Genomic DNA, 24,777 nt, shown 5'->3' with positions numbered 1-24,777 from the left:
GACATTCAGAAGGACATTTCACCATGACACAGAAAATCCGTTGTGCGTTGATCGGGCCGGGCAACATCGGCACCGACCTGCTCGCCAAACTGCAACGCAGCCCGGTGCTCGAGCCCGTCTGGATGGTGGGCATCGACCCCGAATCCGACGGCCTGAAGCGCGCCCGCGAACTGGGCATCAAGACCACGGCCGAAGGCGTGGACGGCCTCTTGCCTCACGTGAAAGCCGACAATGTGCAGATCGCCTTCGACGCGACGAGCGCCTACGTTCACGCGGAGAACAGCCGCAAGCTCAACGAGTTGGGCGTGATGATGATCGACCTCACGCCGGCCGCCATCGGGCCGTACTGCGTGCCGCCGGTGAACCTCAGGGAGCACATCGGCAAGCGCGAGATGAACGTCAACATGGTGACGTGCGGCGGACAGGCGACCATTCCGATGGTGCATGCGGTCTCGCGCGTGCAGCCGGTGGACTACGCGGAAATCATCGCGACGGTGTCGTCCCGCTCGGCGGGGCCCGGCACGCGCAAGAACATCGACGAATTCACGCGCACCACCTCGGCGGCCGTGGCGAAGGTGGGCGGCGCGAAACAGGGTAAGGCGATCATCGTCATCAATCCCGCGGACCCGCCGCTCATCATGCGCGACACCGTCCACTGCCTGACCGAGGGCAAGCCGGATGAAGCGCGCATCACCGAATCCATTCACGCGATGATCGCCGAAGTTCAGCGCTACGTGCCGGGCTACAAGCTCGTCAACGGGCCGGTGTTCGACGGCAGGCGCGTGACCGTCTATCTCGAAGTGGAGGGCCTGGGCGACTACCTGCCGCGCTATGCAGGCAATCTGGACATCATGACCGCCGCGGCCGCGCGCACGGCTGAGATGTTTGCCGAGGAGCTGCTTGCAGGCCGAATCTCGCTTGTGCCCGTGGAGAACGCGCCGGCCTGAGCACAGGGCCACTGTGTCCGCCTGCTTCCGACTTACCCCAATATCGAAGGAAACACCATGAATCTCCGAGGCAAACGCATTACTGTCCACGACATGACGCTGCGCGACGGCATGCATCCCAAGCGTCACCAGATGACGCTCGACCAGATGCGCAACATCGCCCAGGGGCTCGACGACGCCGGTGTGCCGCTCATCGAGGTGACGCACGGCGATGGTCTGGGCGGCTCGTCGGTCAACTACGGCTTTCCGGCGCATACCGACGAGGAATACCTCGGCGCCGTCATTCCACTGCTCAAACGGGCGAAGGTTTCGGCGCTGCTGCTGCCGGGCATCGGCACCGTCGACCATCTGAAGATGGCCCACGATCTGGGTGTTCACACGATCCGCGTGGCCACTCATTGCACCGAAGCCGATGTGTCCGAGCAGCACATCACGCTCGCACGCAAGCTCGATATGGACACGGTGGGCTTCCTGATGATGAGCCACATGAACAGTCCGCAGGCACTCGTGAAGCAGGCGAAGCTCATGGAAGGGTATGGTGCGAACTGCATCTATATCACCGACTCGGCGGGTTACATGCTGCCCGAGGACGTGAAGGCGCGCCTGAGCGCCGTGCGCGAAGCGCTGAAGCCCGAAACGGAGCTGGGCTTTCACGGACACCATAACCTGGCGATGGGCGTGGCGAATTCGCTCGCCGCCATCGAGTGCGGCGCCAATCGTATCGACGGTGCGGCCGCGGGGCTCGGCGCGGGCGCGGGCAACACGCCGCTCGAAGTGTTCATTGCCGTGTGCGATCGGATGGGCATCGAAACGGGCGTGGACGTCTGGAAGATCCAGGACGTGGCCGAAGACCTCGTGGTGCCGATGATGGACTTCCCGATCCGCATCGACCGCGACTCGCTCACGCTCGGCTACGCCGGCGTTTACGGCTCGTTCCTGCTGTTTGCGAAGCGCGCTAGCGAAAAGTACGGCGTGCCCGCGCGCGACATTCTCGTGGAGCTCGGACGGCGCGGCATGGTGGGCGGCCAGGAAGACATGATCGAAGACACGGCGCTCACGTTGAAGAAGGCGCGTCAACAGATCGCCAGCAAGGAAGCAGCATGAACCTCACCACTGAAATCATCCACTCGCTCGCCGAACAGCTCGACGCATGCGCATTGCACGCGCGCGACACGGTCAAGATCACGGACACGTGGCCGCAGATGGACTGGGACGACGCGTATGCCGTGCAGGATGCGATTCGCGAGCGACACTTGCGGCGCGGGGCGCGGCTTGTCGGCTACAAGGCCGGTTTGACCTCGCACGCGAAGATGCGCCAGATGGGCGTGGACACGCCCGTGTTTGGCTATCTCGTCGACGTGTACTCGCTTGAAGACGGCGGTGCATGCCGCGCGAGCGAACTCATCCACCCGAAGGTGGAGCCTGAGATCGCGTTCGTCACCAAAACCGAGCTGAAAGGGCCGGGCTGCCATATCGGCAGCGTGCTGGCCGCCACCGACTTCGTCATTCCGGGCATCGAGGTGATCGACAGCCGCTACCGCGACTTCAAGTTCGACCTGAAGAGCGTAGTGGCCGACAACACTTCGGCGGCACGCTTCGTGGTGGGCGGCCAGCCGATGTCGGTGGACGGCGTGGACCTGCGCACGGTCGGCATCGTCATGGAGAAGAACGGTCAGCCGGTTTCGTTCGGCGCAGGCGCGGCCGTGCTCGGGCACCCGGCGGCGGCGGTGGCGATGCTGGCCAACCACCTTGGCGCGCGCGGGGAATCGATTCCGGCCGGGAGCCTGATTCTCTCGGGCGGCATCACGGAGGCAGTGGCCGTTGAAGCCGGAGACAGCATCACGTTGCGCGTTCAGGGCATGGGCTCCACTGGATTGCGCTTCATTTGACGAGGAGAACGCCGTGCCGATTGCTCATCTTTATATCCTGGAAGGTCGCGACGACGAGAAGAAGGAGCGCCTGATCGCCGAGGTCAGTGAGGCAATTCATCGCGCAATCGACGCACCGATCGAGTCGGTGCGCGTCATCATCACCGAGATGCCAAAAGGCCATTTCGGAATTGCCGGGCAAAGTGCGAAAAAGCGCGGCCGCCAGGGTTTGCGCGAAAGTCGTGGAGACCCTGTGAAACTCTCTAAATGAGCAGACATATCACCATGCAGACCAATCCTGAAATCGGCAAGAGCATTCTTGCCCATGGCATCCGAACCAACTACCACGATCTGGGCGAAGGGCCACCCGTATTACTGATTCATGGATCAGGGCCGGGTGTGACGGCGTGGGCGAACTGGCGTCTCACCATGCCCGAGTTGGCAAAGCACTTTCGTGTGATTGCCCCCGACATGGTTGGCTTTGGGGAAACCGAACGTCCCACGGGGCATCGCTATTCGATGCAGACCTGGGTCGATCACTTGCTAGGGCTGCTCGACGCGCTGAACATCCAACAGGCTCACGTAGTGGGCAATTCGTTCGGCGGCGGGCTAGCGCTGGCGCTTGCCATCAAGGCGCCGCGCCGCGTGGGCAAGCTCGTGCTGATGGGCAGTGCCGGAACCGCCTTTCCCCTTACCGAAGGGCTCGACGCGGTGTGGGGCTACACGCCATCAATCGAAAACATGCGTGCGCTGCTCGATATCTTTGCGTTCGACCGCACGCTCGTGAACGACGAGCTCGCAAAGCTACGCTTCGAGGCAAGCGTGCGCCCAGGCTACCAGGAGGCGTTCGCGAACATGTTTCCCGCGCCGCGTCAACGCTGGGTCGACGCGCTGGCTAGTCCGGAAGAGGCGATTCGCGCGATTCAGCACGAAACACTGATCGTGCATGGCCGCGAGGACCGCGTGATCCCGCTTGAGGGCTCGCTCAAACTGCTGGATCTGATTCCGCGGGCGCAACTGCATGTATTCGGGCAGTGCGGACACTGGACGCAGATCGAGCACACCGCACGGTTCAACAGGCTGGTGATGGAGCATTTCAGCGAAGGGAAGGTCTAGTCAACCGCAAGCGCACGGACGCAGAAGAGCGCGCTTCAGCGGGTCGTCGGCGTAATGGGGAGTTTCTGATTCTATATCTCCGACATCGATTCTGTTAGTAATACATATTAAATATATATACCAGGAGACGGAAGTGAAAGGCAATTGCATTCGCGCGGCGGCGGCGCTTTGCGCGGCTGTTTGGGGGGCGCAGGCACAGGCGACCGATGTTTTCAACCTTGAAGGATACGGGCCGATCTCCCGCGCGATGGGGGGCAGCGGGGTCGCCTATAACGTGGGGCCGGCGGCGATGATGCTCAACCCGGCAACGCTCGCGCTGATGAGCGATGGAAAATATATCAACTTCGGACTCGACGTCGTGACCACCGACATACGGGTGACCAATACCGCAACCGGCGAGTCCGTGACATCGGGGAATCACGGCAACAACAATGGTCCGTACTTCGCGCCCGAAGCGGCATTCGTCTATCGGCAGGGCAAGTATACGTTTGGCGTGGGCGCGTTTGCTGAAGGCGGGCTCGGTACCCAGTACGGTGGCAGCAGCTTTCTCTCGCGTACGACCACCAATGATGTGAATACGGGCCTCGATAACTTCTCCAGATTGCTGGTACTGCGCATTCCGTTCGCCGTCGCGTACAACATCACGGACAAGCTCACGGTGGGCGGCTCCATTGATGCGGTCTGGACGTCATTGAATCTGGGCATGTTGCTGGATGCGTCACAGATCGGCTCGCTGGCGAGCCAGCATCGCGTGTCCGGCTCACTGGTTCCCGCGCTGCTGAGTGTACCAGGCCTCTCCGGCGGGTACATCAACTTCGAGCATGACGGCATCGTGGGCGGCGGTGCGGACGCCTGGGGAATCGGCGGCAAGCTTGGCCTGACGTATCAGCTCACGCCGAACACGCGAGTCGGTCTCGCGTACAACTTCAAGACGCACGTAGGCGACCTGGGCGGGCATGCGACCCTGACGGCGGTGAGCTCCGTGGCGGGCAACATACCGATCAATGGGAACATTACCGTCCACAGCTTCGAAATGCCTGCGCAATTCACGGCGGGGATCAGTCACACGTTCAACGACCATTGGAGCGTCTCGGCGGACTACCAGCGCGTGTTTCTGGCAGGCGTATTCAAGGATATCAACGTGAGCTTCGTGCAGTCGGGCACGGGCGCGAACCTGAATCTGTCCTTGCCGCAGAATTACCGCGATATCAACGTGTTCTCGGTTGGTGCCGAGTACCGCTACAACCCCAGCTGGACGTTCCGCGCGGGTTTCCACTACGCGCAGGAAGCCGTGCCGAACAACATGCTGTTTGCTGTCATTCCCGGCATTCCGACTACGACGGTCACCGGCGGCGTTTCCTACGCATTCGGCAAGAACGATGTGATCGACCTGGGCGTATCGTACGCATTCCAGAAGACGCTGACCAACACGAGTCAGCCCAATACTTCGGTGCCGATCAAGGTGACGCATTCGCAGCTCAATGCGGCGATCTCGTATCAGAAGCGCTTCTAGCGCGTGAGGGCGGGGCAGGCGCGGCGCGAAGGCGCCTGCCTCGTCGCGCGACGGCAGCGAATGGGCCGGTTCAGGCCCGACCGATGGGGATACCGTATTTGCGCAGACGATAGGCGAGCTTTGGGCGGCTGATGCCGAGCACGCGGGCGGCAAGCGAGAGATTGCCGTTCGCTTCGGCAACGGCCGCGCGCAGCATGGCTGCTTCCGTTTCGGCAAGGCCAGGAAGTCCAGCGGGGACGAACGCGGGCGGCGCGACCTCGACCGGCTCGTTGAGGGGCGCGATATTGCCGCTGCGCTTGAGAATGAACGACGAAACGTCGATCTCCTCGCCCGTTGTAAACAGGTGGCACAGGTCGAGGGCGCCGCCGTCTTCCGCGAGAATCACGGCGCGCTCGATCATGTTTTCAAGCTCGCGCACGTTGCCGGGCCAGTCGTAGTTGAAGAGCGCGTCCACCGCACGTTCGCGAAATCCGGTGATGTGCTTGCCGTGCTTCTTGGCGAGGCGCTGCAAGAACCAGTTCATCATCAAAGGTATATCGTCGCGCCGGTCGCGTAACGGCGGCACCAGAATTGGAAAGACATTCAGGCGGAAGAACAGGTCTTCGCGGAACTGCCCGGCCTTCACAGCCTCGCGCAGATTCACGTTGGTTGCCGCCACGACTCTAACGTCGATTTTGCGCGTGCGGGTGTCGCCCACGCGCTCCAGTTCGCCCTGCTGCAACGCGCGCAGGAGCTTGCCCTGAGCCGTGAAGCTGAGCGTGCCGATTTCGTCGAGAAAAAGCGTGCCGCCATCGGCGCGTTCGAAGCGCCCGGGACGTGAAGACGTGGCGCCGGTATATCCGCCGCGCTCCACGCCGAACAGTTCGGACTCCATGAGATGCTCGGGAATCGACGCGCAATTGACGGCGACGAACGGCCCGTCCGCGCGTTTGCTGAGACGATGCAGGTTGTTGGCGAAGACTTCCTTGCCCACGCCGCTTTCACCGAGAAAGAGCACGGTTGCCTCGGTAGGGGCGACCTTGTTGACCATGTGGCAGACCGTATTGAAGCCCACGGAGATGCCCACGACGCCAAAACTGTTTTCGGGAGCGCTTGCCAGCCGCTGGGCAATGCGGCTCGTTGCGGGCAGCATGCTTTGGGGTTCGACCGACCATTTGACGAAATCGCCGATCTGCAGGAAGCGCAGATCGTCCTGTGGGTCGTCCCAATCTTCCACGGGCTTGCCGACCACGCGGCACTTCGCGTGGCCCATGCCGCGGCACTCGATCTCGCGCCAGAGAATAGGGCGTCCCATGAAGGCGCTCGTGTAGCCGCAGGCATAGCCGATCAGCATCCAGCACACCGATTCGTTGCCGATGCCATAGCTCGCGATGTGCGCTTCGGCTTCGGCGCAGTCGGTCAGATAGAAGTCGCCGAAGTAGTGGCCGCGCTCGACGTCGATGTCGAGCGTAATCGGCTCGCAGTGCACGATGCCTTCGAGCGACACCAACTGCGGACCAGCGAGGAAATCGTCATAGCGGTTGGAGCCCGCGCGAACCTTGCGTGTCATCGCCGCGTCCCGCGAGCCGGCCTGATAGCCGATGCGGGTCACGAGGCCGCGAGCCGTTTCCTTGCCGAGGCTCTCAATCAGCTCCTGGCGAAGCGCGCCGAGAGAGCTGATGTGCATAAGCATCATGCGCTGGTCGTCCAGCCAGATGCGGCCCTGCTGCGGCGCGAAGCGCAACCGCTTGGCCAGATCGTGGATGGCGGGAACGCGGATCTCCGTCGACTGCCGGCGCCGCGCCACGTGAGCGGGGGAATCCGTGTTGGAGGGAGTCGTGGCGACTCCGTGCGTGCGGCTCTTGGGCATGCTCACCTCGAAGGCTACCGGATTGGCGGCCGCGACCACGTTCGCTGTGGCGCGATGATCGTTGCGCGGATTGTCCGCTGCCTGCGCCGGGAGCTGAAAAAATCGAATTGACCGTGTCAGGTTACTCCTCCTTGCAGCGACAGGCGATTGGTGTAAGTACGCGAGCGGTGCGCTGGCACGGAACCCGGCACAGGGGCCGGGCAAGACAAACGGTGCGTTCAGACGAAACGGTCGAAGTGGATCTGGTTGTAAGGCACGCGATGTCGCTGCATCAGCATTTCCTGCACGGCCTCGATCATGGGAGGCGGGCCGGCGAAGTAGAACTCATGTTGATCGAGCGGAGATGCGAGCGAGCGCTCGACCTCTGCGTGCACGAAGCCCGTGGCGCCGGCCCACGGCTGGGATGGCTCCGGCGACGACAGCACCACCGAAATGCTCAGGCGCTCCTGAGCAAGCTCGTGCAATTGCGCGGTCGCACCGAGATCGGCCTGCGTGCGTGCGCCATAGAAGAAGTGCACACGCCGCTGCCCCGGCTGGGCAAGCGCACCGCGTGCGACGGACAGCATGGGCGCAAGACCCGAGCCGCCCGCAATGCACACGATATGGCGCTCGTTGTCGTCGCGCAGATAGCCATGACCGTAGGGACCGTCCATCACGATCTGGTCGCCAACCAGGAGCGAGTCGAAGAGCGCATTGCTGCCCGCGCCACCCGGCACGCGACGGATGATGAACTGCCACAGCCCCTCGCCGTTGGGCAAGTTGGACATCGAATAGGCGCGGGCGCCCTCCGCCTGCGCGGGGTAAAGCAGCGCGTACTGTCCGGCGCGGAAGTGCGCTCGTCCAGCGATATGAAACGTGAACTCGCTCATGTCCGGCGTCAGCGGGCGGCGAGACTCCAGTCTTGCGCTCCAGCGCGCGGGGGCCACGGCTGGAAGATAGCTGTCATCGCAGCGCACGCGTATCGTGCAGTCGCTCAACGGGCGTGACTGGCAGGCGAGGCGCTTGCCGCGCTTGCGGTCGCGTTCGCTGAGCCCCGGCGCCTGCGCCCAGAGCGTTTCCATGTTGCCTTCGACGAGTTCGAATCGGCACGCACCACATCCGCCGACACTGCACTCGTGCGGGAGTCCCACATCGGCGCGCAGCGCGCCGCGCAACAGGGAGTCTTCCTCGGCGCAGACGCTGAATTGCGCACCGCCCTCGATCGTGATCCGATGTTTCATTTCACGCTTTCCAAAGTTTCGGGGCCGGCTTGCGCCGGCACTTGCTTCACAACGCTTCGATTCAGAGCCCGTCGACTGACAGTCCCGTCGCGCGCCTGAATTCGCGCGTGGCTTCCTTCGCGCGAGCGCCCGCCTCGGGTGCGTCGGGCAGGGCGGCGCACCAGGCCGTGATGGCTTCGTCGGCAAGCGGTTCCCACTTGCTTACCCACGCATTCAGCACGGCGTGGTTGCCTTCGTGCCCGAGAGCCATGCGCACCAACTCGGTGGCCCAACGCCGGTGCCGCTGCGCGTCGACGAGCTGCGCATCGGTGACGAGCCCGAGCAGGGTGTCGCCGTTGTGCCGCGCCGCGACGCCGAGACCGCGCAAGATGGTTTCTTCCACGGCCGGGCGCGCGACGAGGTTCAGTGCGACGAAGCATTCTGCCCAGTCCCACGCCGTGAGCGCCTGTTCGGCGAGCTTGCGCCAGCCCTGCCATGCCGCGTCCAGCTCCCAGCAGCGCCGCTCCCCGCTGCCGAAGCCGAGGTCGGCGAAGGTCAGCGACAGCTCCTTCGTGCGATACGCGGTGTGCGTGAGCCAGCGCAGCGAATCGGCGGTCTGGTACGCGGCGCAGTTCGAGATCGTGGAGGCGGGGGCCATCTGGGTCAGATAAGCCGAGCCCATTTGCAGTGCATGAAAGAGGAAACGCGCGGGCGTATAAAGACGCGCGAGCGTACTGGCCCATGCTGGCGTAAGCATGGCGTCGTGACCGCGCGTGGCGAACTGGTCAAGCAGACCGAATACATAGGTTTCCTGACCGTCCTGCAGCATGTTGTAAGTGCGATAGACGATCTCGTCTGGATCGCGAAATGCGTTCCAGTCGGGGTGACGCAGCGGCGAAGCATTGCGGTTGCGCTTGAACCATTGCGCCATTTCGAAGTTCGGGTCGAGTTCGAAGGGTGCATCGGGGTTGTCGGTCGTGTAGTGCAAATTGGTCGAGACGATCTCGTACTCGCTCGGCTTGCGCCGCCGCGTGGCGAGATGGCTCCACGTTTTCAGCGGCTTGAGAACTTGGGGTTGGGTCATGCTCGTCTCCGGTTAAAGCGTCTTCTCGTAGTAAAAGCGCACGTAGTCGTCAGTCGTCTCGATGCGGCCTGCAAACGAGCTGAGATTGACTTCGAGTTCGGACATCCTGAACGGCCTGCCCAGCGTCTCTTCCAGCGTGGCGCGGCGCAGGATCAGCTCGCCGTCCGTGTCGATGCGCACGTACGCGAGCTTGTCGTCGACGCGAATCTCCTTGCCGGGGTTGTCCTCGTGCGCGGCTTCGATGACGCCGGCCGTGATGCTGCCGGCGCGGAGCACGGGACCCACGCGGTTGTTGCGGTAGGCCTCGGCGGTGTTGTCGGTAGTCATGGAGTGATCTCCTGTAATTTCAGGAATGAGCAAAAAGCGGTTCGACGCCGCCCACAGCGACGAGGACATCATCGCCTTCGATCTTCACGGCGTACTCGGCAAGCCGGCAGTCACCCGGATTGATCCCTTTGCCGGTGTTCGCGTCGAAGGTCCACTGATGGGCGCGGCACATCAATACGCGACCGTCGAACTTGCCTTCCACGAGCGGAATGTCCTGGTGCGGGCAAATGCCCTGAAAGGCGCGCGGCTCGCCGCCTTCGGGGCGCACCAGGACGATCACGTGGCCGTCCACTTCCACTTCGGTCATCTCGCCTTCCCACAGGTCGTCGAGCGTGCAGACTTTCTGGTACTTCATGTCGACCTCATTCGTCGCAAAAGATAAATTCCAGCGCTTCCATCGGCTTGATGTCGGTATCCTCGAGCTTCGCGTTGCGCGCGTAGAACTGCTCACCGCCCTGGCGGCGTACGCGGACAACCTTGTCGGGTCGCGGCGCTACGCGCCGGCCTACCGAATGGTGAGCGGCTGCGGCGGCGACCTCGTCCATCGTGTTGCCGGAATCCACTGCCACGAGCTGTAATACAAAGTCATACTGAAAATTGGAAATCACAGGGAAAAGTGCCATGTCGTCCTCCATTGCATAGCCGCCTCAGGCGGCCTTTTTGGTGTAACGCGTGTCGCGGTATGCCTCGACCCAGGCATATTTGTGCGCGTCGTCGCCGATTTCGCCCGGTGCGAGGCCCATATACTGCAGTGCACCCGTGAGGTTGGGCGGCTGGATGTGGCCTGCCAGGAAGCGATCGACGAGCGTGAGGTGATCGCGGTAGCGAACCGGGTCCTGGAGAAATACCCAGCGGTCAATTTCGGAATTGAAGTGGTAGGTCCGGCCGTTATAGTCGAGCGGATAGTCCTTCACGTTCCAGCCGTCGCCCGGAATCGCGCAGATGGGCAACTGGCTCATGTTGCAGACGACCGGCAACGTCTCGGGCGCGGTGAGTTCGGGCTTGCCCGCGAGCAGGTTCTCGATGATGACGTCCCATGCCTTGCCGAACGTGTCGTTCCAGCCCGGGTATTTTTCTTCGAGCCAGTCGCGGCACTCGGGTGTCACGCCGGCAGCGGGGTTCCACCAGACCGTGGGCCGCCAGAACCAGATGCCGAGCTGATAAGCGTGGTGCTGGTAGTCGAACTCGTTGATCATCTGGTCCCAGTACCACGGCAGGTCGAGACCCAGGTCGATCAGCGTGCGTTCGAACTGGCCGACGATCCACTCACGCATGAATTCCTTGAACGACTGCTTGCGGTGCTCGATCGGTGTGGCGTAGTCCATCGACGAGCCCGTCAGCAGGCAGAACAGGCGCCACGCGCGCGCGATGGCGATATCGACGAGCTTTTGGGCCTCCTCCTTGCGGCCATTTGCGATCAGGATCTGCAACGCCGGGCCGCCAATTTGTGCATGGCGCGACTCGTCGGTCTGAATGCTGGAAATCAGGCTTGCAAAGGTGAAGTCGCCGGCTTCAGCGGCGTCGGCCGCGAGTCCGAGGAATTGCATGTTGGTGAAGCCCGTCTCGAACGCGAAGGTGAGCATGACGGCGATTTCGATCGCGCTGCGTGACATGAACAAATCGTCGAACGTGCTGCGGGCGGCAATCGCACCCCACTCGTTTGTGTGATAGGCCTTGTGCGCCCAGTCGAACTGGCGGTCCTTCGCGCAGTAATCGTGGGGAAAGTAGAGTTGCAGTTGGCCGTGACGGTTCTCGTCGAGCATGCCGAAGGTGGCCATGTTGCGCATGCCGGGCGCGCGGCCGAAGCGCGCCATGCGCGCTTCGGCGCTCATGGCTGCGTACTCGCCGAGCGCAATTGCGCCGTAGTGCGACTTCAGGATGGAAAGCCAGCCGGGATCGGCTTCCTCGAACATGCGGCTACGTTCCAGCGCGGCCTTCACGGAATACGCGCCGGCGTCCTTCTCGCGCTGGATACGAACGTACTCGGGATACGACGTCTTGTACGGCTCGTCGTAGGTTTCCCAGCTTGCCATGGGAATACCCTGCGCGCCGGACATGATATCGGGGAAGAGTTCGGACTCGGCGACATAGGTCGGGGTCCAGTTGGTGGCACGGGCGATGTCGTACCAGGCCGCGCGTTCCAGTAACGCCATGGTGATGTCTCCTTGTTGGGATGGGAATTGCGCCTGCCCGAAACAACGTCCGTTGCACCGGGCGGTTCCTCTCAGAGCAAGGTGGATGCCAATGCGCGGGGCGCGCTCGCAAAGATGAGGGAAAATCCCGAGATTTTTGGCGCTAGAGCCCTTGTGTGCGCGATGTTGGTGAGACCCAATCGATCATTTTCCGAGGCGTGGTCGCGTCCTTTTGATCGTCTGGTTAAATACTGACGCTGCGTATGAACGAGCAGCGCTTAACCAATTGGTAAAAATATCGATATTCTGTTGTTTTAAACATACCAAACATTAGACTTCCGCATTCATCAGTCGCTTGATGCGAGGACATTACGGCTGGCGGATTCCTTGAATGATTCGGAGTGCGATATAAGTGTTGCGTGGGCTGGAGTTCGTCATGAGCCTCTCGACATCGGCGCAGCCAGCAGGGGGCCGCAGTTGATCCGCATCGCAGAGGTTTTGCCCTGCATACGTCCCAGCGCGAAAGCGGGAAACTGCTGCGAAGGAAGGCAGCCCCGAGAGTGAGCGCGGGTCACCCCGTTGTCGCAACTGCGACACCCCAGCCAACCAGCAGCGCCGCACCCGCGAAAGGAAGCCATCGCGTTTGCGGCAAGATCTTTTCGAGCATCACGTAGATCGACAGCGCAGCCACCCAAAACAGGTTCATGACGCCGAACACAAAGAGCAACGCCATGAGTAGCCCGCAACAGCCAACGCAGTACGCCCCATGGCGGCATCCCATGATCCAGGCACCGAGGGCGCCGTCGCGCCATTCGCTCAAAAGAAAACCGAACGGGGAAGCACACTTGCCAAGGCACGCGTGCTTTAACGGTGTCAGCTGGAAGATTCCGGCAAGGATCAGGAGAGCGCCACCAAGCAGCGGAGTTGCGCTCACCATCATGGGAGTAACGAGGCGGGCCTCGAGCAAGCCCCACTGCGCGAGCGTCGCCAACAGGCCGAAGCCGGACCACACGGCCAGGTAGCCGAGAACAAATACGCTCGTATTGACATAAGGCAGGCGTTGCGCACGCCTCTGGCGGCTCAGGAACGCGAAACTCAGAACCATCGGTACGATCGACGGGAGCATCATGGCGGCCATCATGATGGCCCACATCGCCAGCACCAGCAGCAGATCGAAGGCGCCCCAATGCGTCATGCGCGGCATGATGGCCATAGTTGCGCCCGCGTCCATGTGCTTCATGCCCCAGCTCATGTAAAGCAGATAGGTCCACGCGAGCGTTGCGGCGGCCGTCAATCCCGAAAGTACGATCAAGCGGTCCCACACCGGTAGCCCTCGCGTCACAAACCCGCGGCGAAACCCAGTCTCAGCCATGGTAGGCAAACGGAGAATAAAAGCCGTTTCGGTCTGAGACTTCTCTGGTAAAGCCGTGATCGGTGAAGCTAAAACGCTTCGACTTCCCGACCACCGCCGCGAATCCCGGGACAGGGGTAAACGGGTGGTTGCTGATGGTGACGTCACCTCCATCCTGACCAGACAACGCTTCGATTTCCATGTCCGCGACATCGGGTATGCGAAGGCTACGACGCTTCCCGTCGAGGTGGTAGTCGATCGCGGCTGGCTTGACGCCCATCACTTCACCGATCATTGGACCCAGCGCGGAGAGCGGGCCGCCGGCTTGACCGGAAAAGATCTTGCCCAATGCCTCTTGCTGCGCCGGTGTCCCGCGTTCGTCGAGATATAGGGCCACTCTCCACTTGTTTTGCAGCATGTGGCCTGGCGAATACGCGAAGAGAGCGACGTTGAGTCCGTCCAGCGTCACGTCGGCGAACTCGCCCTGATCGACGTGCCAACCGATCAGCACTGCGCAGTCTCCGTCCGATGGGGGACTGAGACAAACGCAACTGCACGGGGCATAGCAGTTGCAGCTTTCGAAATACGTACCGGCAACCTTCCAGCTCTCGGCCATGGCATGACCTCCATCGTTTGACACGAGCAGGGCGCGCGCATAGGGTATTCGAGCACGGCTCGTTTGCAGGCGTCTGTGGCGATTCGGGACGCCGAAGCTGGCGAGCGAATCCATTCAAGTCTAGGTCGGAATGGCTGGCGCGTGGGCCGCGCTGATTGTGTCAAAGCACCTGCTTTGCGCACCGCACGCGTTTGCAAGGCGGCTTTCGCGGCCCAAAACGACAAAAAATGGTTGAATAATCGCGACATCAATTGCTGAACCCTGCACAACAACAGTCTGACTTTCACGTCGCGATATCCCCATGACTATCGATTCCGCTGTCGTCAAAACCTTCGCGCCCACGGGCACGTTGCGCGCCTCCATCAACCTCGGCAATCCGATACTCGCGAATCGTGATGCGGCATCGGGTGAACCGTACGGCGTTTCCATCGATCTTGCGCGCGCGTTCGCGCAGCATCTGGGTGTGCCGCTCGAACTCGTCGTGTTCGATGCGGCGGCCAGGTCCGTCGAAGCCGTGAGCGACGGGCGCGCGGACTTCGGTTTTTTCGCCGTCGATCCGAAGCGAGGCGAGACGATCGCGTTCACGGCGCCTTATGTGTTGATCGAAGGCTTCTATATGGTTCGCCACGATTCGCCGGTGCGCACGAATGCCGAAGTCGATCAACCGCATAACCGCGTGGTAGTGGGCAAGGGGAGTGCATACGATCTTTTTCTCACGCGCGAATTGAAGCACGCGCAGATCGTGCGCGCACCGACGTCTCCGACTGTCGTGCAAACATTCCTCGACCAGGGGCTCGAAGTGGCCGCGGGCGTGAAGCAGCAACTCGAAGCCGACGCCGCGAGAGTGGGCGGCCTCCATCTGCTCGACGAGCGCTTCATGGTGATTCGCCAGGCGATGGGCGTTGCGAGGAGCCGGGGAGAAAAGGCCGCAGAAACGTTGCGTGTCTTCGTTGAGGAAATGAAACGCTCGGGGTTCGTGGCGCGCGCGCTCGAGAACCACCGTATCGCCGGTGCGTCAGTCGCGCCGTTGGAGTGACCGTTTGCGGTTCTCAGTGTGCGAGCCTGCAGGGGAAACAGCTGAACAAGCGGTTCCCCGGTGCCTTGTTTGAAGGTTCACTCTATTTTCAAACAGTATATTTTCATATAAACTATAAAAATGTAGATTGAAGGCTCCGCCATGGACCGTCCTCCCTCCATCGTCGACCTCGCCACCATGCAGGCCGCCGCAACCAACGCCTGCGCGCTGCTCAAGGTGCTCGCCAATCCTGACCGTTTGCTGCTGATGTGCCGCCTCTCCGAGGGCGAGCTGTCCGTGGGGGAACTCGAAGAGGAACTCGGCATCAGGCAGCCGACGCTATCCCAGCAGTTGAGCGTGCTTCGCGAAAACGGCCTCGTGGCCACGCGCCGCGAAGGCAAGAACATCTTTTATTCGGTCGCGAGTCCGCAAGCGCTCGCTGTCATGACCGTGCTCTACCAACAGTTCTGTACCTGGCGTCAGGGGACGAATCATGCTGATTGACCTCGCCCATTTCACTCCCGGACTGTCCTTGACCGGCGGACTCATCATCGGCGTGGCGGCCGCCGTGTTCGTGCTGTTCAACGGCCGCATTGCCGGCATCAGCGGCATCGTCGGCGGCCTGTTGAGCCTGCCGCGCAACGACATCGGCTGGCGCCTCGCGTTCGTCGCAGGGCTTGTCGGCGCTCCCGTCATCGCGGCCCTGCTCGGCAAGCCGGCGCAAGTCGATATCGAGGCGAACTGGAGCATCGTTCTGGTTGCAGGCTTCCTGGTGGGACTCGGCACCCGCTATGCAAGTGGCTGCACCAGCGGTCACGGCGTGTGCGGCCTTTCGCGCGGCTCGCTGCGATCGCTCGTCGCCACGCTGACCTTTATGGCGGCGGGATTCTTGACCGTTTTCGTCCAGCGACACCTCATTGGAGGCTGACATGGCAATCCTCACAGCACTGCTTTCGGGGCTGATCTTCGGCCTTGGCCTGATGGTCTCCGGCATGAGTAATCCGGCCAAGGTCCTTGGCTTCCTCGACATCGCCGGCAGTTGGGACCCGTCGCTCGCGTTCGTGATGGTCGGCGCCATCGTCGTGGCTTCGCTCGCGTTCTTCATCGCGAGACGCCGCAAGCGCTCGTTGCTGGGCCTGCCCGTGCAACTCCCAACGAGCACGGCGATCCCGCCGAGACTCATCCTCGGCAGCGCTGCCTTCGGTATCGGCTGGGGCCTCGCAGGCTTCTGTCCGGGGCCCGCGCTGGTCGCCCTGGGTGCGGGCTATCCGAAGGCCATTGGATTCGTGGCAGCCATGGTGGCGGGTATGGCCGTGTTCGAACTCGTCGAACGGGCGAAAGCCGGCGTGCAACGGGCGTAAGCGAGGGGCCGGGCGACGGTCGGGCGCGCCCCGCCTACGCCCCGGGACTCGTTGCCGGCATGGGGTTCATGGACCGTATTGACGCCACCTCGAAAAAATCGCGATACGCACGGCGTCATAGGCGTCGGCCTCGCCTAAAGTTCGCGTAAGCGTTGCCGAAATACCGGTTATGGCGCGCGACCTCCCTGACTATCCCGACAAACTCCCGATCTGGGCAGAGGCACGCGCGCTCGAGGCCAGCATTCGCGCGATTCGCCGGGCACAAGGCAAGAAAAACCCCGAGGATTTCCCGGCAGGCAGCCCCGAATGCACGGCCGCCATGAACGAGTTCGTGCGCGATGTCTGCCGCGTGCTCGAGATCGATATCGACACACTGGGCAAGCGCGACGACGAGCTTTAGGCTCTCCTGATTTTCGCGGGCGATGCGGCGCAACGCGCTGTCTGGCTGCGCTGTCGAACAACCTCCGTTCCAACGACTCCTGGGCACGACGCCCTGGCAAACCTCGCCGGACTAGCCTCGTGCCGGGAATATCACTTGCGCCCCCCCGGACGATCGATGACGAGTCCACGGGGTGCTTCAGTACTGCTTTCGATCGGCATCCCACGATGTGAACGCGCCTTTCGTATCGCGCCGCGACCGACTAGTCTTTAGCGATATCAAATGGACCGGCACGTGACTGACCCGCAGGAAGCGCGGCGCCGGCCTCAAAGGAGACACATATGGAGCTTGAAACCCGCACCATGGCGCGCGTGACCGCAAGGCTCGTGCCGTTTCTGATCGTCTGCTATTTCGTGGCGTATCTCGATCGGGTCAATGTCGGCTTTGCCGCGTTGCAGATGAACAAGGCACTCGATTTATCCGCGAGCGCGTTCGGATTTGGCGCCGGGATTTTCTTCATTGCCTATTTCTTCTTCGAGGTGCCCTCGAACCTGCTGCTCGAACGCTTCGGCGCACGGCGCTGGATCGCGCGCATCATGTTCACCTGGGGCATCATCGCGGGGGCGATGGCGTTCATCCCCGACATCGCCCGCGTGACCGGCATGTCGAACGCGCATGTGTTCTATGGGTTGCGCATCCTGCTCGGGATCGCCGAGGCGGGCTTTTTCCCCGGCATCATCTTTTTGCTCACGCTCTGGTTTCCCGCGAAATACCGCGCGCGCGTGGTGGGCTATTTCATGGCGGCAATTCCCTTGTCAACGGTGATCGGCGGCCCGATTTCCGGCTCGCTGCTCTCGCTCGACGGGAGAGGCGGGCTGGCCGGCTGGCAGTGGGTCTATCTGATCGAAGCGCTGCCCGCGCTCGTGCTCGCGGTGGCCGTGCTGTTCTACCTGACCGACAAGCCCGCGGACGCAAGCTGGCTTGCCGCCGACGAGCGCCGCTGGCTGGTCGATCGTCAGGCGATGGAGCGCCGGCATCGCGAAACGGTGCGTACGTTCAGCGTTCTCGAGGCGCTGATCAATCCGCGCGTGCTTGCCGTCGCGCTGATTTATTTCGGTGCGAACGCAACGAATTACGGACTGAGCTTCTTCCTGCCGCAAATCGTCAAAGCGTTCGGACTCACGAATCTGCAAACGGGTTTCGTCACGGCGCTGCCTTACGCCGTCGGGGTGGTATCGATGGTGCTGTGGGGCCGGCGTTCCGACCGCCGCCTCGAGCGCAAGCGGCATGTCGCGTTCGCGCTTGCCGTCGCCGCGGCCGGCATTGCGGCGTCGGCCGGGCTCGCGAATCCGGTGCTCAAGATGCTGGCGCTCTCCATTGCAGGATTCGGCATCTTCGGATGCTTGCCGGTGATCTGGACGCTGCCTGCCGCGTTTCTCTCGGGCGCGGCGGCTGCCGGCGGCATTGCCGCTGTCAATTCACTCGGCAATCTTGCGGGCTTTTTCGGCCCCTACGCGATGGGCTGGATCAAGGACAGTACGGGCGGCTTCGGCGCGGGCCTGCTTTGCCTGGCGGGAGCCGGGCTCGTGGGTGCGGGCGCGGCGCTTCTCCTCCATCACGACCCGGCGCTTGAAACGCTCGACGAATCCGCTTATAAAGACTCGCGCGACGAGGGCGGCGTGGTCAGGCAGTGAAGATCGCGTCCGCTCACTTCAGGCGGGCAATTGCAACCGTGGCGGCTTTGCGATAAACCCGCTTGACCTGTGCCCACGTGAGCGGAAACTCGATCAGCCGCCCGCGCGGATTGACCACCACGAAACGCGATTCGTGCTGCGTCTCACGATCCGCCCAACGCGCTTTGTACTCGCCGTACAGCGGGCGAAAATCGAAGTCGCGGCCATTGGCGTGGGCCCATCGCGCGAGATATTCGATCAACTGGTTGCCGACTGAATAGGCGCGGAACGCCTCGTCATAGGTGGTGATCAAATATTCGACGGTTCGCGTGTGGACGAGATTGACCGAGGCCGCCACCGGCTGCCCGTTGACCTGCACGCAGGCGACGAGTGGCGTGCTTGCGAGGTCGATGCGTCGCGCGAGGCCGATGAAAAAATCGCGGACGCGGTCATCCATCAGATAGTGCGATTCGATGCCGTGTTTGAGCGCCCATTGGCGTTTGTTTGCGAATAGCCACATGAGCATGCGTTCGCACTCCTCAGGACTCTCACACCATCCCACACGGACTTCGCCTTCGCGCCGCAGCCGCTTCGCGCTCGAACGCAGCGCAGCGCGCAGCGTCGAGCGCCGCGTGGCGAGGTAGTCATTCCATGTCGGGCATGCACGCAGTTTGATCGAATAGCCGGGCATCACACGCCAGCGCGGCGGCAGGGCGGTCTGGATCCACGACTGCGGCGCGGCGTCGAGCGCGCGCTGCAGCATGCCGCCGTTTTCGAGCAAGGGAATGTGAAGCACGTCGGCATGAATTCGCATGATCGCGTTGACGGCCGCATCATAAAGCTCGGCACGCCGGCGATCCGCGATCAACGGGCCGCCGTATTCCTCGCCGCATCCGCAGCCCAGCGCCTGCGCGCTTCGCAACGCGCCATTGCGCACGATCGCAACCGGCCATAGCACGAGCGGGCCGTGTGCGTCGTGCACGCTCGCGACTTCGATCCTCGCGCCACATTTCACCGCCGCCTCGACGGCGGCTTCGCAATACGCAAAGCTGATGAACGGCGAATGCGCTTCAGGTGCGGACAAAAGCGTGCGCCATTGCGGCTCGAACATGCGAAACGCTTCGACGCTCTCGCAGGTGTGCAGTGCGTACATGAGGGATGGGGCCGGCAACGACTCGCGCATTGCGGCGAGGGAAGTCGGCACATGCCTTGCCTTCGTAGTTTGTGATTCAGCCATCAAGGGAGGCGCTGAGGCAGTCCTTTGTCGTGATGCGGCGATTGCGGTCCGCGAAGGCATCGGGTCGGGCGCCGCGTGTGCTTTGCCAGATGACGACGGCTTCCTGATCTTCGGGACCGAAGCCCATTTCGTCGCTCGAGCGCGCGGCGGATGATGGTCGGCTGCGAGCCCATGTACGGCATCAACTGACCGGCGAACTGTGCGCCGCCCTTCGGCGCGACGGGCTCGACGAAGCCGCTCGTTTCCGTGCCGTAGTGGAGGTCGATTGGATGGCGGCGCAGGCAGCCGGTGTAAACCGCGCGCACAACCGGCAGGCGAATGCAGCCGCTGCGTACGGGTCGCGCGAACATGGCGCGCAGCACGCTGTCGGGCAGCCGCGCCATCGCGTTCAGCAATTGTTGCCTGAGCGCGCGTGCGAGTGTCGATCGCGGGCCGCCGTATGTCGTCGTTTGTATGGATTCGTGGGTCGTGAACATTCCCGGGAACCGTTGTCTTCCATCGCATCATCGCGCCCTTCGCCGCGCGAGCAACGCCATTCATCGGTTGTAATGCGACAAAAGGGCGCGAAGGGTGGCGTTTCGAATGTCCGTCATATAAACAGACTAATATGGGTGGCCGAAAAACGAGGTAGCCATCACGGGTGACTCCGCGCCATACCGTGAAAGCCCTTTCAATCGGCTTGTTTTCGCGATATCCCTGATTTTTCCGCGGATCGTTTCGTGTCTTAATGGGCCTCACCGGAAATCTGCACATGGGCATTTCAGGCTTTGATCTGCGCAATATTCAACCGGACGAGGCGAGACGATGATCGCGCGAGCGGACACTGAAACGCGCCATAAGCGGTATGCCATGCACCGCCTTTGCCAGGCGATGAAGCGGCTGATGAATGCCGAAGGCGTAGCCGAGCGAATGATGGCTACGCGCTGGGTGAATGCCTGGAGCGCCGCCGTTGGCGAGCGCTGGTTCGCGATGAGCGGATATGGTGGTCTGGGCCATGCCGCGAGGGGGCGTGCCTCATTCAGGGGGCACGCCGGCCGGCCCATGTGATGAGTTGCAATCGGGGTGGCAATCGCGGTTGCAATCGGCGATATGAAACAAAACGCATATTTAATTGACCAGAGGCGGTGCGACACGATATTGTCATATTTTAGATAATATCGCGCTCCCCCTTGGCTCTAGCAGAATACGAAACCACGCATCCCATGAGTGTCGAAGTGGACGGCGTGAGATACGCGGGTTCCTACCGCGTGATGGCCGGTAGCGTCATCGTCTACTTCGAGAACGAAATCAAGTTCGCTCAGTACGGAACGAATCGCCCTGAAATCATTGCGCGCTGGCTGTTGACCGATCTGTGCCGCAAAGGGGAATCCCGCAAACGCAAGGCCGGCAAGCGCTGAAGAGCCGTGCGCGTGCGTGGCAGGCACGCTCGCTTTCTGCGGCATTTGTATTGCCTTCCCAAGCGCCTTCACGACCTGTTCGGCGGCTGGCCGCTTTCATCAACGTTCTGCTGGCACACCAAATCGCCCGGTCGCTACTGGCCGGCAATGGGTTTGCGAACGTCGTCGCTTTTATCGTCGTGCCATTGCGTGCGGATTTTCGTCACGACGGCGGCAGGTAGCGGAATATAGTCCAGTGCCTCGATGGTGGGCTCGCCGTGCATGAAGGCCCATTCGAAGAATTTCAGCGTTTCCGCATTGCGTGCCGGTTGATCCGGCGTGGCTTGCAGCAGTACATAGGTCGCACCCATCACCGGCCATGCGTCCTTGCCCGGCTGATTGGTCAGCACGCGAAAGAGCGAGCCGGACCAGTCCGCGTTGGCGGCCGCGGCGCTGAATGTCCGCAGGCCTGGCTCCACGATAACGCCGGCCGCATTGGTCATGGCCGTGTAGGTCAGACGGTTCTGCTTCGTGAAGTCCCAGGCGATATAGCCGATCGCGCCGGGGAGATAGCCCACGAACGTGGCGACGCCTTCATTGCCTTTACCACCTATCCCAAGCGGCCAGTGAACGCTGGTGCCTTCGCCCACCTTGCGCTTCCATTCGGGGCTCACCTGGGAGAGGTAGTGCGTCCAGATCAGCGTCGTGCCTGAGCCATCCAGGCGCCGCACCACGGCAATCGGCGTGTCAGGCATCTTGATGTCCGGATTGAGACGCGCGATTGCCGCGTCGTCCCAGTACAGAATCTTGCCGAGAAAAATCTGGGCGAGCACCTCGCCGGTCAGCATCAACTGGCCGGCCTTGATGCCGGGAAGATTCACGACCGGCACCACGCCGCCAATGGCAACAGGAAACTGGCGCAATCCTTCCTTGCTCAATTGTTCGTCGGTGAGTGGAGCATCGGACCCGGCGAAGTCGACCCTGTGGGCGGCGATTTGCTTGATGCCATCCGTGGAGCCGGTGCTCTGGTAGATGACTTTTCCGCCGCCGGACTTGTGGTATTCGGCGGCCCAGCGCGTGTAGAGCGGCGCGGCCAGCGAACTGCCGCACCCGGTCACAACTTCGGCGCGGGACGTCACCGCGCAAATGCCGAAAATAAGCGCAGCTATCAGAGGGCGCAAGGGTCTCACAGGCCTCTCCCGTTTTTTAGTTGCTATGGGATATCACGAAGCCCGATGGCCCGCAATTTTTCAATTACACGACGATGGCAGCCAGGATTCAAATTGAATCATGCTATCGCGTGGCGGTTGGAGCATGAAATATGGCGCGATTGGCCATTGAATCATTCAATATCGTCCGGACAGACGGCGAATGAATGATGAGGATAACAAACAAAATAATCGAATGCGTCCGGCGTTCGGCATGCAATGACCGGGGATGATAAGCGTGCTCAGCGCCGCATAGGTGCAACGAATCTTTCACAAAATATCGCTACGGTAAGCGGGATTGACCGGGTGTCCGTCTTGACAAAATGCTTTTAACCTCTTACGGAGACGTTACGAATGGCCATCACCACGCTTCGCAGCACATTTTGCGGCCCTCGTTTAGCCGCTCGACCCGCATGTCTTTCCCTTGCCGTTTTTCTCGCCTTTGCCGGTGCAGGCGCGCGGGAACGGCTGGGCGCGCGCGATGCCCAGCCTTTTTTCATGTCGCGTTTCACATCAACCTTGTGTGCATAGACCGTGGCTGTCACCCGGCCTTGTGGACACCACTGGCACGTTCAAAGCCGCTCGATCAGGCGCTTTTCGCTGTGTGCGCAATAGTCGTGGCATGCCGCGCGTGCGGCGTTTGCCGCGCCGTGCACGAAGAGCGGCGCATCGGTGCGGCGCGACATCGAAACGACGATCGAAGGCGGCGACGGCTGCAGCGGTAATTCGACGACCTCGCCGCGCGCGATCAGGTCGTCGACGAAAAGACGCGGAATGGCGGCAACACCGAAGCCGTCGCGCACCAGTTGCACGATCACCGAGATCGAGGGCGAGCCGGTGATGCGGGTGTCGGAAATGCTCACGCCGTTGGCGAGCGCGAGCTTGCTCACGATGTCTTCGAGCGCGCGATGCGGCGCCGTCCCGCGCCCGAAGGTGAGGATAGGGTGCTGGAGCACGCGCCGCGCCAATCCGCTGCGCGAAGCGGGAAGCAGTCCCGCGCGAGCGATCCAGTGCACGGGATAGTTGGCGAGCGCGTCGCAGACCACGGAAGCTTCATCGCTGCCTTCCACGCGAATGATCAAGTCGAGTTCGCCCGCCATCAGGCGCCGCTGCAAAACGACGCTCACATCCACCGCCAGTTCCACTTCGAGTTGCGGGTAGTCCTGACTGAGCCTGCGCATGTAATCGGCGAGCCAGCTATGCACGACCGTTTCGATCACGCCGAGGCGAAGCTTGCCGCGCATGGCACCTTGCGTCGACGCGGCAGCCTGAAGCCGGCGCGTTGCCTCCACTACCGCCTTTGCATAGCCGAGCAGATATTCGCCGTTGGGCGTGAGCCGGAATTCGCGGCTCTCGCGATCGACCAGCACGGTGTGCAATTCGTCTTCCAGCACCTTGAGGCGCTGCGAAATGGCTGCGGGCGTCGCATGCAGCGCCGTGGCCGTGGTGCGAAAGTTGCGCAGCTTCGCGAGCGTGACGAAGGTTTCCAGAAATCGCGTGTTCATGGCGCTGGCGGGAGAGGATCGCGATGAAATCGGGGGAAACCCGCGATTCCGTTAAGAAATTCTATTCGCCTGACCGAAGAAAAACTAGTTGGCGTCAAATTTTTGTCTTTCCTATGCTTCGTCCTGACAAGTTGGCAAGCGCGCGACAGGCTGCCGTTCACCGCGGCACCTGAGCCGCACGCTTTCCCCGCACTTCTTTCTTTCACGCCGTCCCCAGACCATGACCCCATACGAATTCCGGCTTGCCGTGCGCGCACGTGATTTCCGCGGCCCCACAGCCGGTTACTGCGGCGAGTACGCGCAGGCCAACCTTGCGATCTTGCCCGAGACGCACGCGCACGACTTCCTGCGCTTTTGTCATGCGAATCCCAAGGCATGCCCGCTGCTCGGCGTGGGCGAGCCCGGCGATTTTCGTGTGCCGGCGCTCGGCCGCGACATCGACATCCGCACGGACGTGCCCGCCTATAACGTCTATCGCCACGGGGAGTTGAGCGAATGCGTCCATTCGCTCGAATCGCTCTGGCAGGACGATTTCGTCGTGTTCGCCATCGGCTGCTCGTTTTCGTTCGAGCATATGCTGGCGCTCGAAGGCATTGCGCTGCGTCATGTGGAAGAGCGGTGCAATGTGCCGATGTACCGCACGCGCCGCGCGAACCAGCGCGCGGGGGTGTTCGGCGGCGAACTGGTCGTGTCGATGCGCCCCATGCGCGGTGCCGATGCGATACGCGCGGTGCAGATCACGAGCCGCTTTCCGGGCGTGCATGGGGCGCCGGTGCATATCGGCGATGCGGCGGAACTGGGCATTGCCGACCTCGCGCGGCCCGAATTCGGCGACGCGGTGACCATCCGCGCGGGCGAACTGCCCGTGTACTGGGCTTGCGGAGTGACCCCGCAAACGGCGCTCATGGACGCCAGGCTGCCGCTCGCGATCGCCCATGCGCCAGGCCACATGCTCATGACGGATATCACCAATTCATCGCTAGCGGTGTTTTAGGCGCGCCAACCGCGCACGGTATTCATT

The 24,777-nt window shown here is 62.2% G+C and carries 27 protein-coding genes and 1 pseudogene; 15 read left to right on the top strand and 13 right to left on the bottom strand.

Annotated features, from left to right (window positions below):
* Positions 1–23: 23 nt before the first annotated feature.
* The 6 genes and pseudogenes from VSR34_RS14050 (at position 24) to VSR34_RS14025 (ending at position 5,444) form a co-directional block, all read left to right on the top strand.
* Entirely contained in the window at positions 24–947 is a 924-nt protein-coding gene (locus tag VSR34_RS14050) for an acetaldehyde dehydrogenase (acetylating) (RefSeq protein WP_028210923.1), read from the top strand.
* A 57-nt stretch (positions 948–1,004) separates the two neighbouring features.
* The gene (gene dmpG, locus VSR34_RS14045) at positions 1,005–2,051 is read left to right on the top strand and encodes a 4-hydroxy-2-oxovalerate aldolase (RefSeq protein WP_342962725.1); all 1,047 of its coding nucleotides are present in this window, start codon (positions 1,005–1,007) and stop codon (positions 2,049–2,051) included.
* Positions 2,048–2,836: a 2-oxo-3-hexenedioate decarboxylase gene (dmpH, locus tag VSR34_RS14040; protein WP_028210925.1), complete on the top strand. Its 789-nt coding sequence runs from the start codon at positions 2,048–2,050 to the stop codon at positions 2,834–2,836. The genes dmpG and dmpH overlap by 4 nt, the downstream gene beginning before the upstream one ends.
* Positions 2,837–2,849: 13 nt before the next feature.
* A pseudogene (locus VSR34_RS14035) lies at positions 2,850–3,038 on the top strand (2-hydroxymuconate tautomerase); the annotation flags it as partial.
* Between the two features lie 62 nt (positions 3,039–3,100).
* Complete coding sequence (locus tag VSR34_RS14030) at positions 3,101–3,931, top strand: alpha/beta hydrolase (protein ID WP_028210926.1); 831 nt, start codon at positions 3,101–3,103, stop codon at positions 3,929–3,931.
* 133 nt (positions 3,932–4,064) lie between these two features.
* Positions 4,065–5,444: an outer membrane protein transport protein gene (locus tag VSR34_RS14025; protein ID WP_036045603.1), complete on the top strand. Its 1,380-nt coding sequence runs from the start codon at positions 4,065–4,067 to the stop codon at positions 5,442–5,444.
* A gap of 70 nt (positions 5,445–5,514) precedes the next feature.
* Here VSR34_RS14025 and VSR34_RS14020 read toward each other — a convergent pair whose 3' ends face one another.
* From VSR34_RS14020 to VSR34_RS13980, 9 genes are all read right to left on the bottom strand, one after another.
* Positions 5,515–7,293: a sigma-54-dependent Fis family transcriptional regulator gene (locus VSR34_RS14020; RefSeq protein ID WP_238327697.1), complete on the bottom strand. Its 1,779-nt coding sequence runs from the start codon at positions 7,291–7,293 to the stop codon at positions 5,515–5,517.
* 218 nt (positions 7,294–7,511) lie between these two features.
* Positions 7,512–8,513 carry a 2Fe-2S iron-sulfur cluster-binding protein gene (locus VSR34_RS14015; RefSeq protein ID WP_342962724.1) on the bottom strand — a complete coding sequence of 334 codons (1,002 nt, stop codon included), beginning with the start codon at positions 8,511–8,513 and terminating at the stop codon, positions 7,512–7,514.
* Positions 8,514–8,574: 61 nt separating this feature from the next.
* A complete protein-coding gene (locus tag VSR34_RS14010; protein WP_342962723.1) occupies positions 8,575–9,576 on the bottom strand; it encodes an aromatic/alkene monooxygenase hydroxylase subunit beta in 1,002 nt (333 codons plus the stop codon).
* Positions 9,577–9,588: 12 nt separating this feature from the next.
* Positions 9,589–9,903: an MmoB/DmpM family protein gene (locus VSR34_RS14005; RefSeq protein WP_028231645.1), complete on the bottom strand. Its 315-nt coding sequence runs from the start codon at positions 9,901–9,903 to the stop codon at positions 9,589–9,591.
* A 19-nt stretch (positions 9,904–9,922) separates the two neighbouring features.
* Complete coding sequence (locus tag VSR34_RS14000) at positions 9,923–10,258, bottom strand: Rieske 2Fe-2S domain-containing protein (RefSeq protein WP_028210932.1); 336 nt, start codon at positions 10,256–10,258, stop codon at positions 9,923–9,925.
* A 7-nt stretch (positions 10,259–10,265) separates the two neighbouring features.
* Positions 10,266–10,526, bottom strand: coding sequence for a toluene-4-monooxygenase system B family protein (locus VSR34_RS13995; RefSeq protein WP_028210933.1), 261 nt, complete (start codon positions 10,524–10,526; stop codon positions 10,266–10,268).
* 24 nt (positions 10,527–10,550) lie between these two features.
* Positions 10,551–12,056: a toluene monooxygenase gene (locus tag VSR34_RS13990; RefSeq protein ID WP_028210934.1), complete on the bottom strand. Its 1,506-nt coding sequence runs from the start codon at positions 12,054–12,056 to the stop codon at positions 10,551–10,553.
* Between the two features lie 550 nt (positions 12,057–12,606).
* Complete coding sequence (locus tag VSR34_RS13985) at positions 12,607–13,248, bottom strand: DUF2182 domain-containing protein (RefSeq protein ID WP_202905074.1); 642 nt, start codon at positions 13,246–13,248, stop codon at positions 12,607–12,609.
* Positions 13,249–13,399: 151 nt separating this feature from the next.
* Entirely contained in the window at positions 13,400–14,002 is a 603-nt protein-coding gene (locus VSR34_RS13980) for a DUF1326 domain-containing protein (protein WP_342962722.1), read from the bottom strand.
* A 301-nt stretch (positions 14,003–14,303) separates the two neighbouring features.
* Here VSR34_RS13980 and VSR34_RS13975 point away from each other — a divergent pair, with 301 nt between their 5' ends.
* From VSR34_RS13975 to VSR34_RS13950, 6 genes are all read left to right on the top strand, one after another.
* Positions 14,304–15,038: an ABC transporter substrate-binding protein gene (locus VSR34_RS13975; RefSeq protein ID WP_028210937.1), complete on the top strand. Its 735-nt coding sequence runs from the start codon at positions 14,304–14,306 to the stop codon at positions 15,036–15,038.
* Between the two features lie 141 nt (positions 15,039–15,179).
* Positions 15,180–15,521: a metalloregulator ArsR/SmtB family transcription factor gene (locus VSR34_RS13970; protein ID WP_342962721.1), complete on the top strand. Its 342-nt coding sequence runs from the start codon at positions 15,180–15,182 to the stop codon at positions 15,519–15,521.
* Positions 15,511–15,945 carry a YeeE/YedE family protein gene (locus VSR34_RS13965; RefSeq protein WP_342962720.1) on the top strand — a complete coding sequence of 145 codons (435 nt, stop codon included), beginning with the start codon at positions 15,511–15,513 and terminating at the stop codon, positions 15,943–15,945. The genes VSR34_RS13970 and VSR34_RS13965 overlap by 11 nt, the downstream gene beginning before the upstream one ends.
* 1 nt (position 15,946) lies before the next feature.
* A complete protein-coding gene (locus VSR34_RS13960) occupies positions 15,947–16,378 on the top strand; it encodes a YeeE/YedE family protein (RefSeq protein ID WP_342962719.1) in 432 nt (143 codons plus the stop codon).
* 169 nt (positions 16,379–16,547) lie between these two features.
* Entirely contained in the window at positions 16,548–16,778 is a 231-nt protein-coding gene (locus tag VSR34_RS13955; RefSeq protein WP_028210941.1) for a hypothetical protein, read from the top strand.
* Between the two features lie 320 nt (positions 16,779–17,098).
* Positions 17,099–18,451, top strand: a complete 1,353-nt coding sequence (locus tag VSR34_RS13950) for an MFS transporter (protein WP_028210942.1) — start codon at positions 17,099–17,101, stop codon at positions 18,449–18,451.
* Between the two features lie 13 nt (positions 18,452–18,464).
* Here VSR34_RS13950 and VSR34_RS13945 read toward each other — a convergent pair whose 3' ends face one another.
* Both VSR34_RS13945 and VSR34_RS13940 read right to left on the bottom strand, forming a co-directional pair.
* Complete coding sequence (locus VSR34_RS13945) at positions 18,465–20,420, bottom strand: GNAT family N-acetyltransferase (protein ID WP_342962718.1); 1,956 nt, start codon at positions 20,418–20,420, stop codon at positions 18,465–18,467.
* Positions 20,421–20,450: 30 nt separating this feature from the next.
* A complete protein-coding gene (locus VSR34_RS13940; RefSeq protein ID WP_154671318.1) occupies positions 20,451–20,663 on the bottom strand; it encodes a hypothetical protein in 213 nt (70 codons plus the stop codon).
* Between the two features lie 206 nt (positions 20,664–20,869).
* Here VSR34_RS13940 and VSR34_RS13935 point away from each other — a divergent pair, with 206 nt between their 5' ends.
* Positions 20,870–21,064, top strand: coding sequence for a hypothetical protein (locus tag VSR34_RS13935; protein WP_028210945.1), 195 nt, complete (start codon positions 20,870–20,872; stop codon positions 21,062–21,064).
* 134 nt (positions 21,065–21,198) lie between these two features.
* Here VSR34_RS13935 and pstS read toward each other — a convergent pair whose 3' ends face one another.
* The gene (pstS, locus tag VSR34_RS13930) at positions 21,199–22,212 is read right to left on the bottom strand and encodes a phosphate ABC transporter substrate-binding protein PstS (protein ID WP_342962757.1); all 1,014 of its coding nucleotides are present in this window, start codon (positions 22,210–22,212) and stop codon (positions 21,199–21,201) included.
* Between the two features lie 393 nt (positions 22,213–22,605).
* Here pstS and VSR34_RS13925 point away from each other — a divergent pair, with 393 nt between their 5' ends.
* Positions 22,606–22,782, top strand: coding sequence for a hypothetical protein (locus tag VSR34_RS13925; RefSeq protein ID WP_155836801.1), 177 nt, complete (start codon positions 22,606–22,608; stop codon positions 22,780–22,782).
* A gap of 41 nt (positions 22,783–22,823) precedes the next feature.
* Here the strand turns inward: VSR34_RS13925 and VSR34_RS13920 are convergent, their stop codons facing one another.
* On the bottom strand, positions 22,824–23,756 hold the full coding sequence (locus tag VSR34_RS13920) for a LysR family transcriptional regulator (RefSeq protein WP_028210947.1): 933 nt from the start codon (positions 23,754–23,756) through the stop codon (positions 22,824–22,826).
* Between the two features lie 220 nt (positions 23,757–23,976).
* Between VSR34_RS13920 and VSR34_RS13915 the strand changes: the two genes are divergently transcribed.
* Entirely contained in the window at positions 23,977–24,750 is a 774-nt protein-coding gene (locus tag VSR34_RS13915) for a putative hydro-lyase (RefSeq protein ID WP_028210948.1), read from the top strand.
* The last annotated feature ends 27 nt before the right edge of the window (positions 24,751–24,777 follow it).

The organism is Paraburkholderia sp. JHI2823 (genome assembly GCF_038900695.1).
Lineage (GTDB): Bacteria > Pseudomonadota > Gammaproteobacteria > Burkholderiales > Burkholderiaceae > Paraburkholderia > Paraburkholderia mimosarum.
The sequence above is the reverse complement of the archived record's forward strand: the minus strand, read 5'-3'. Positions and strand labels throughout refer to the sequence as shown.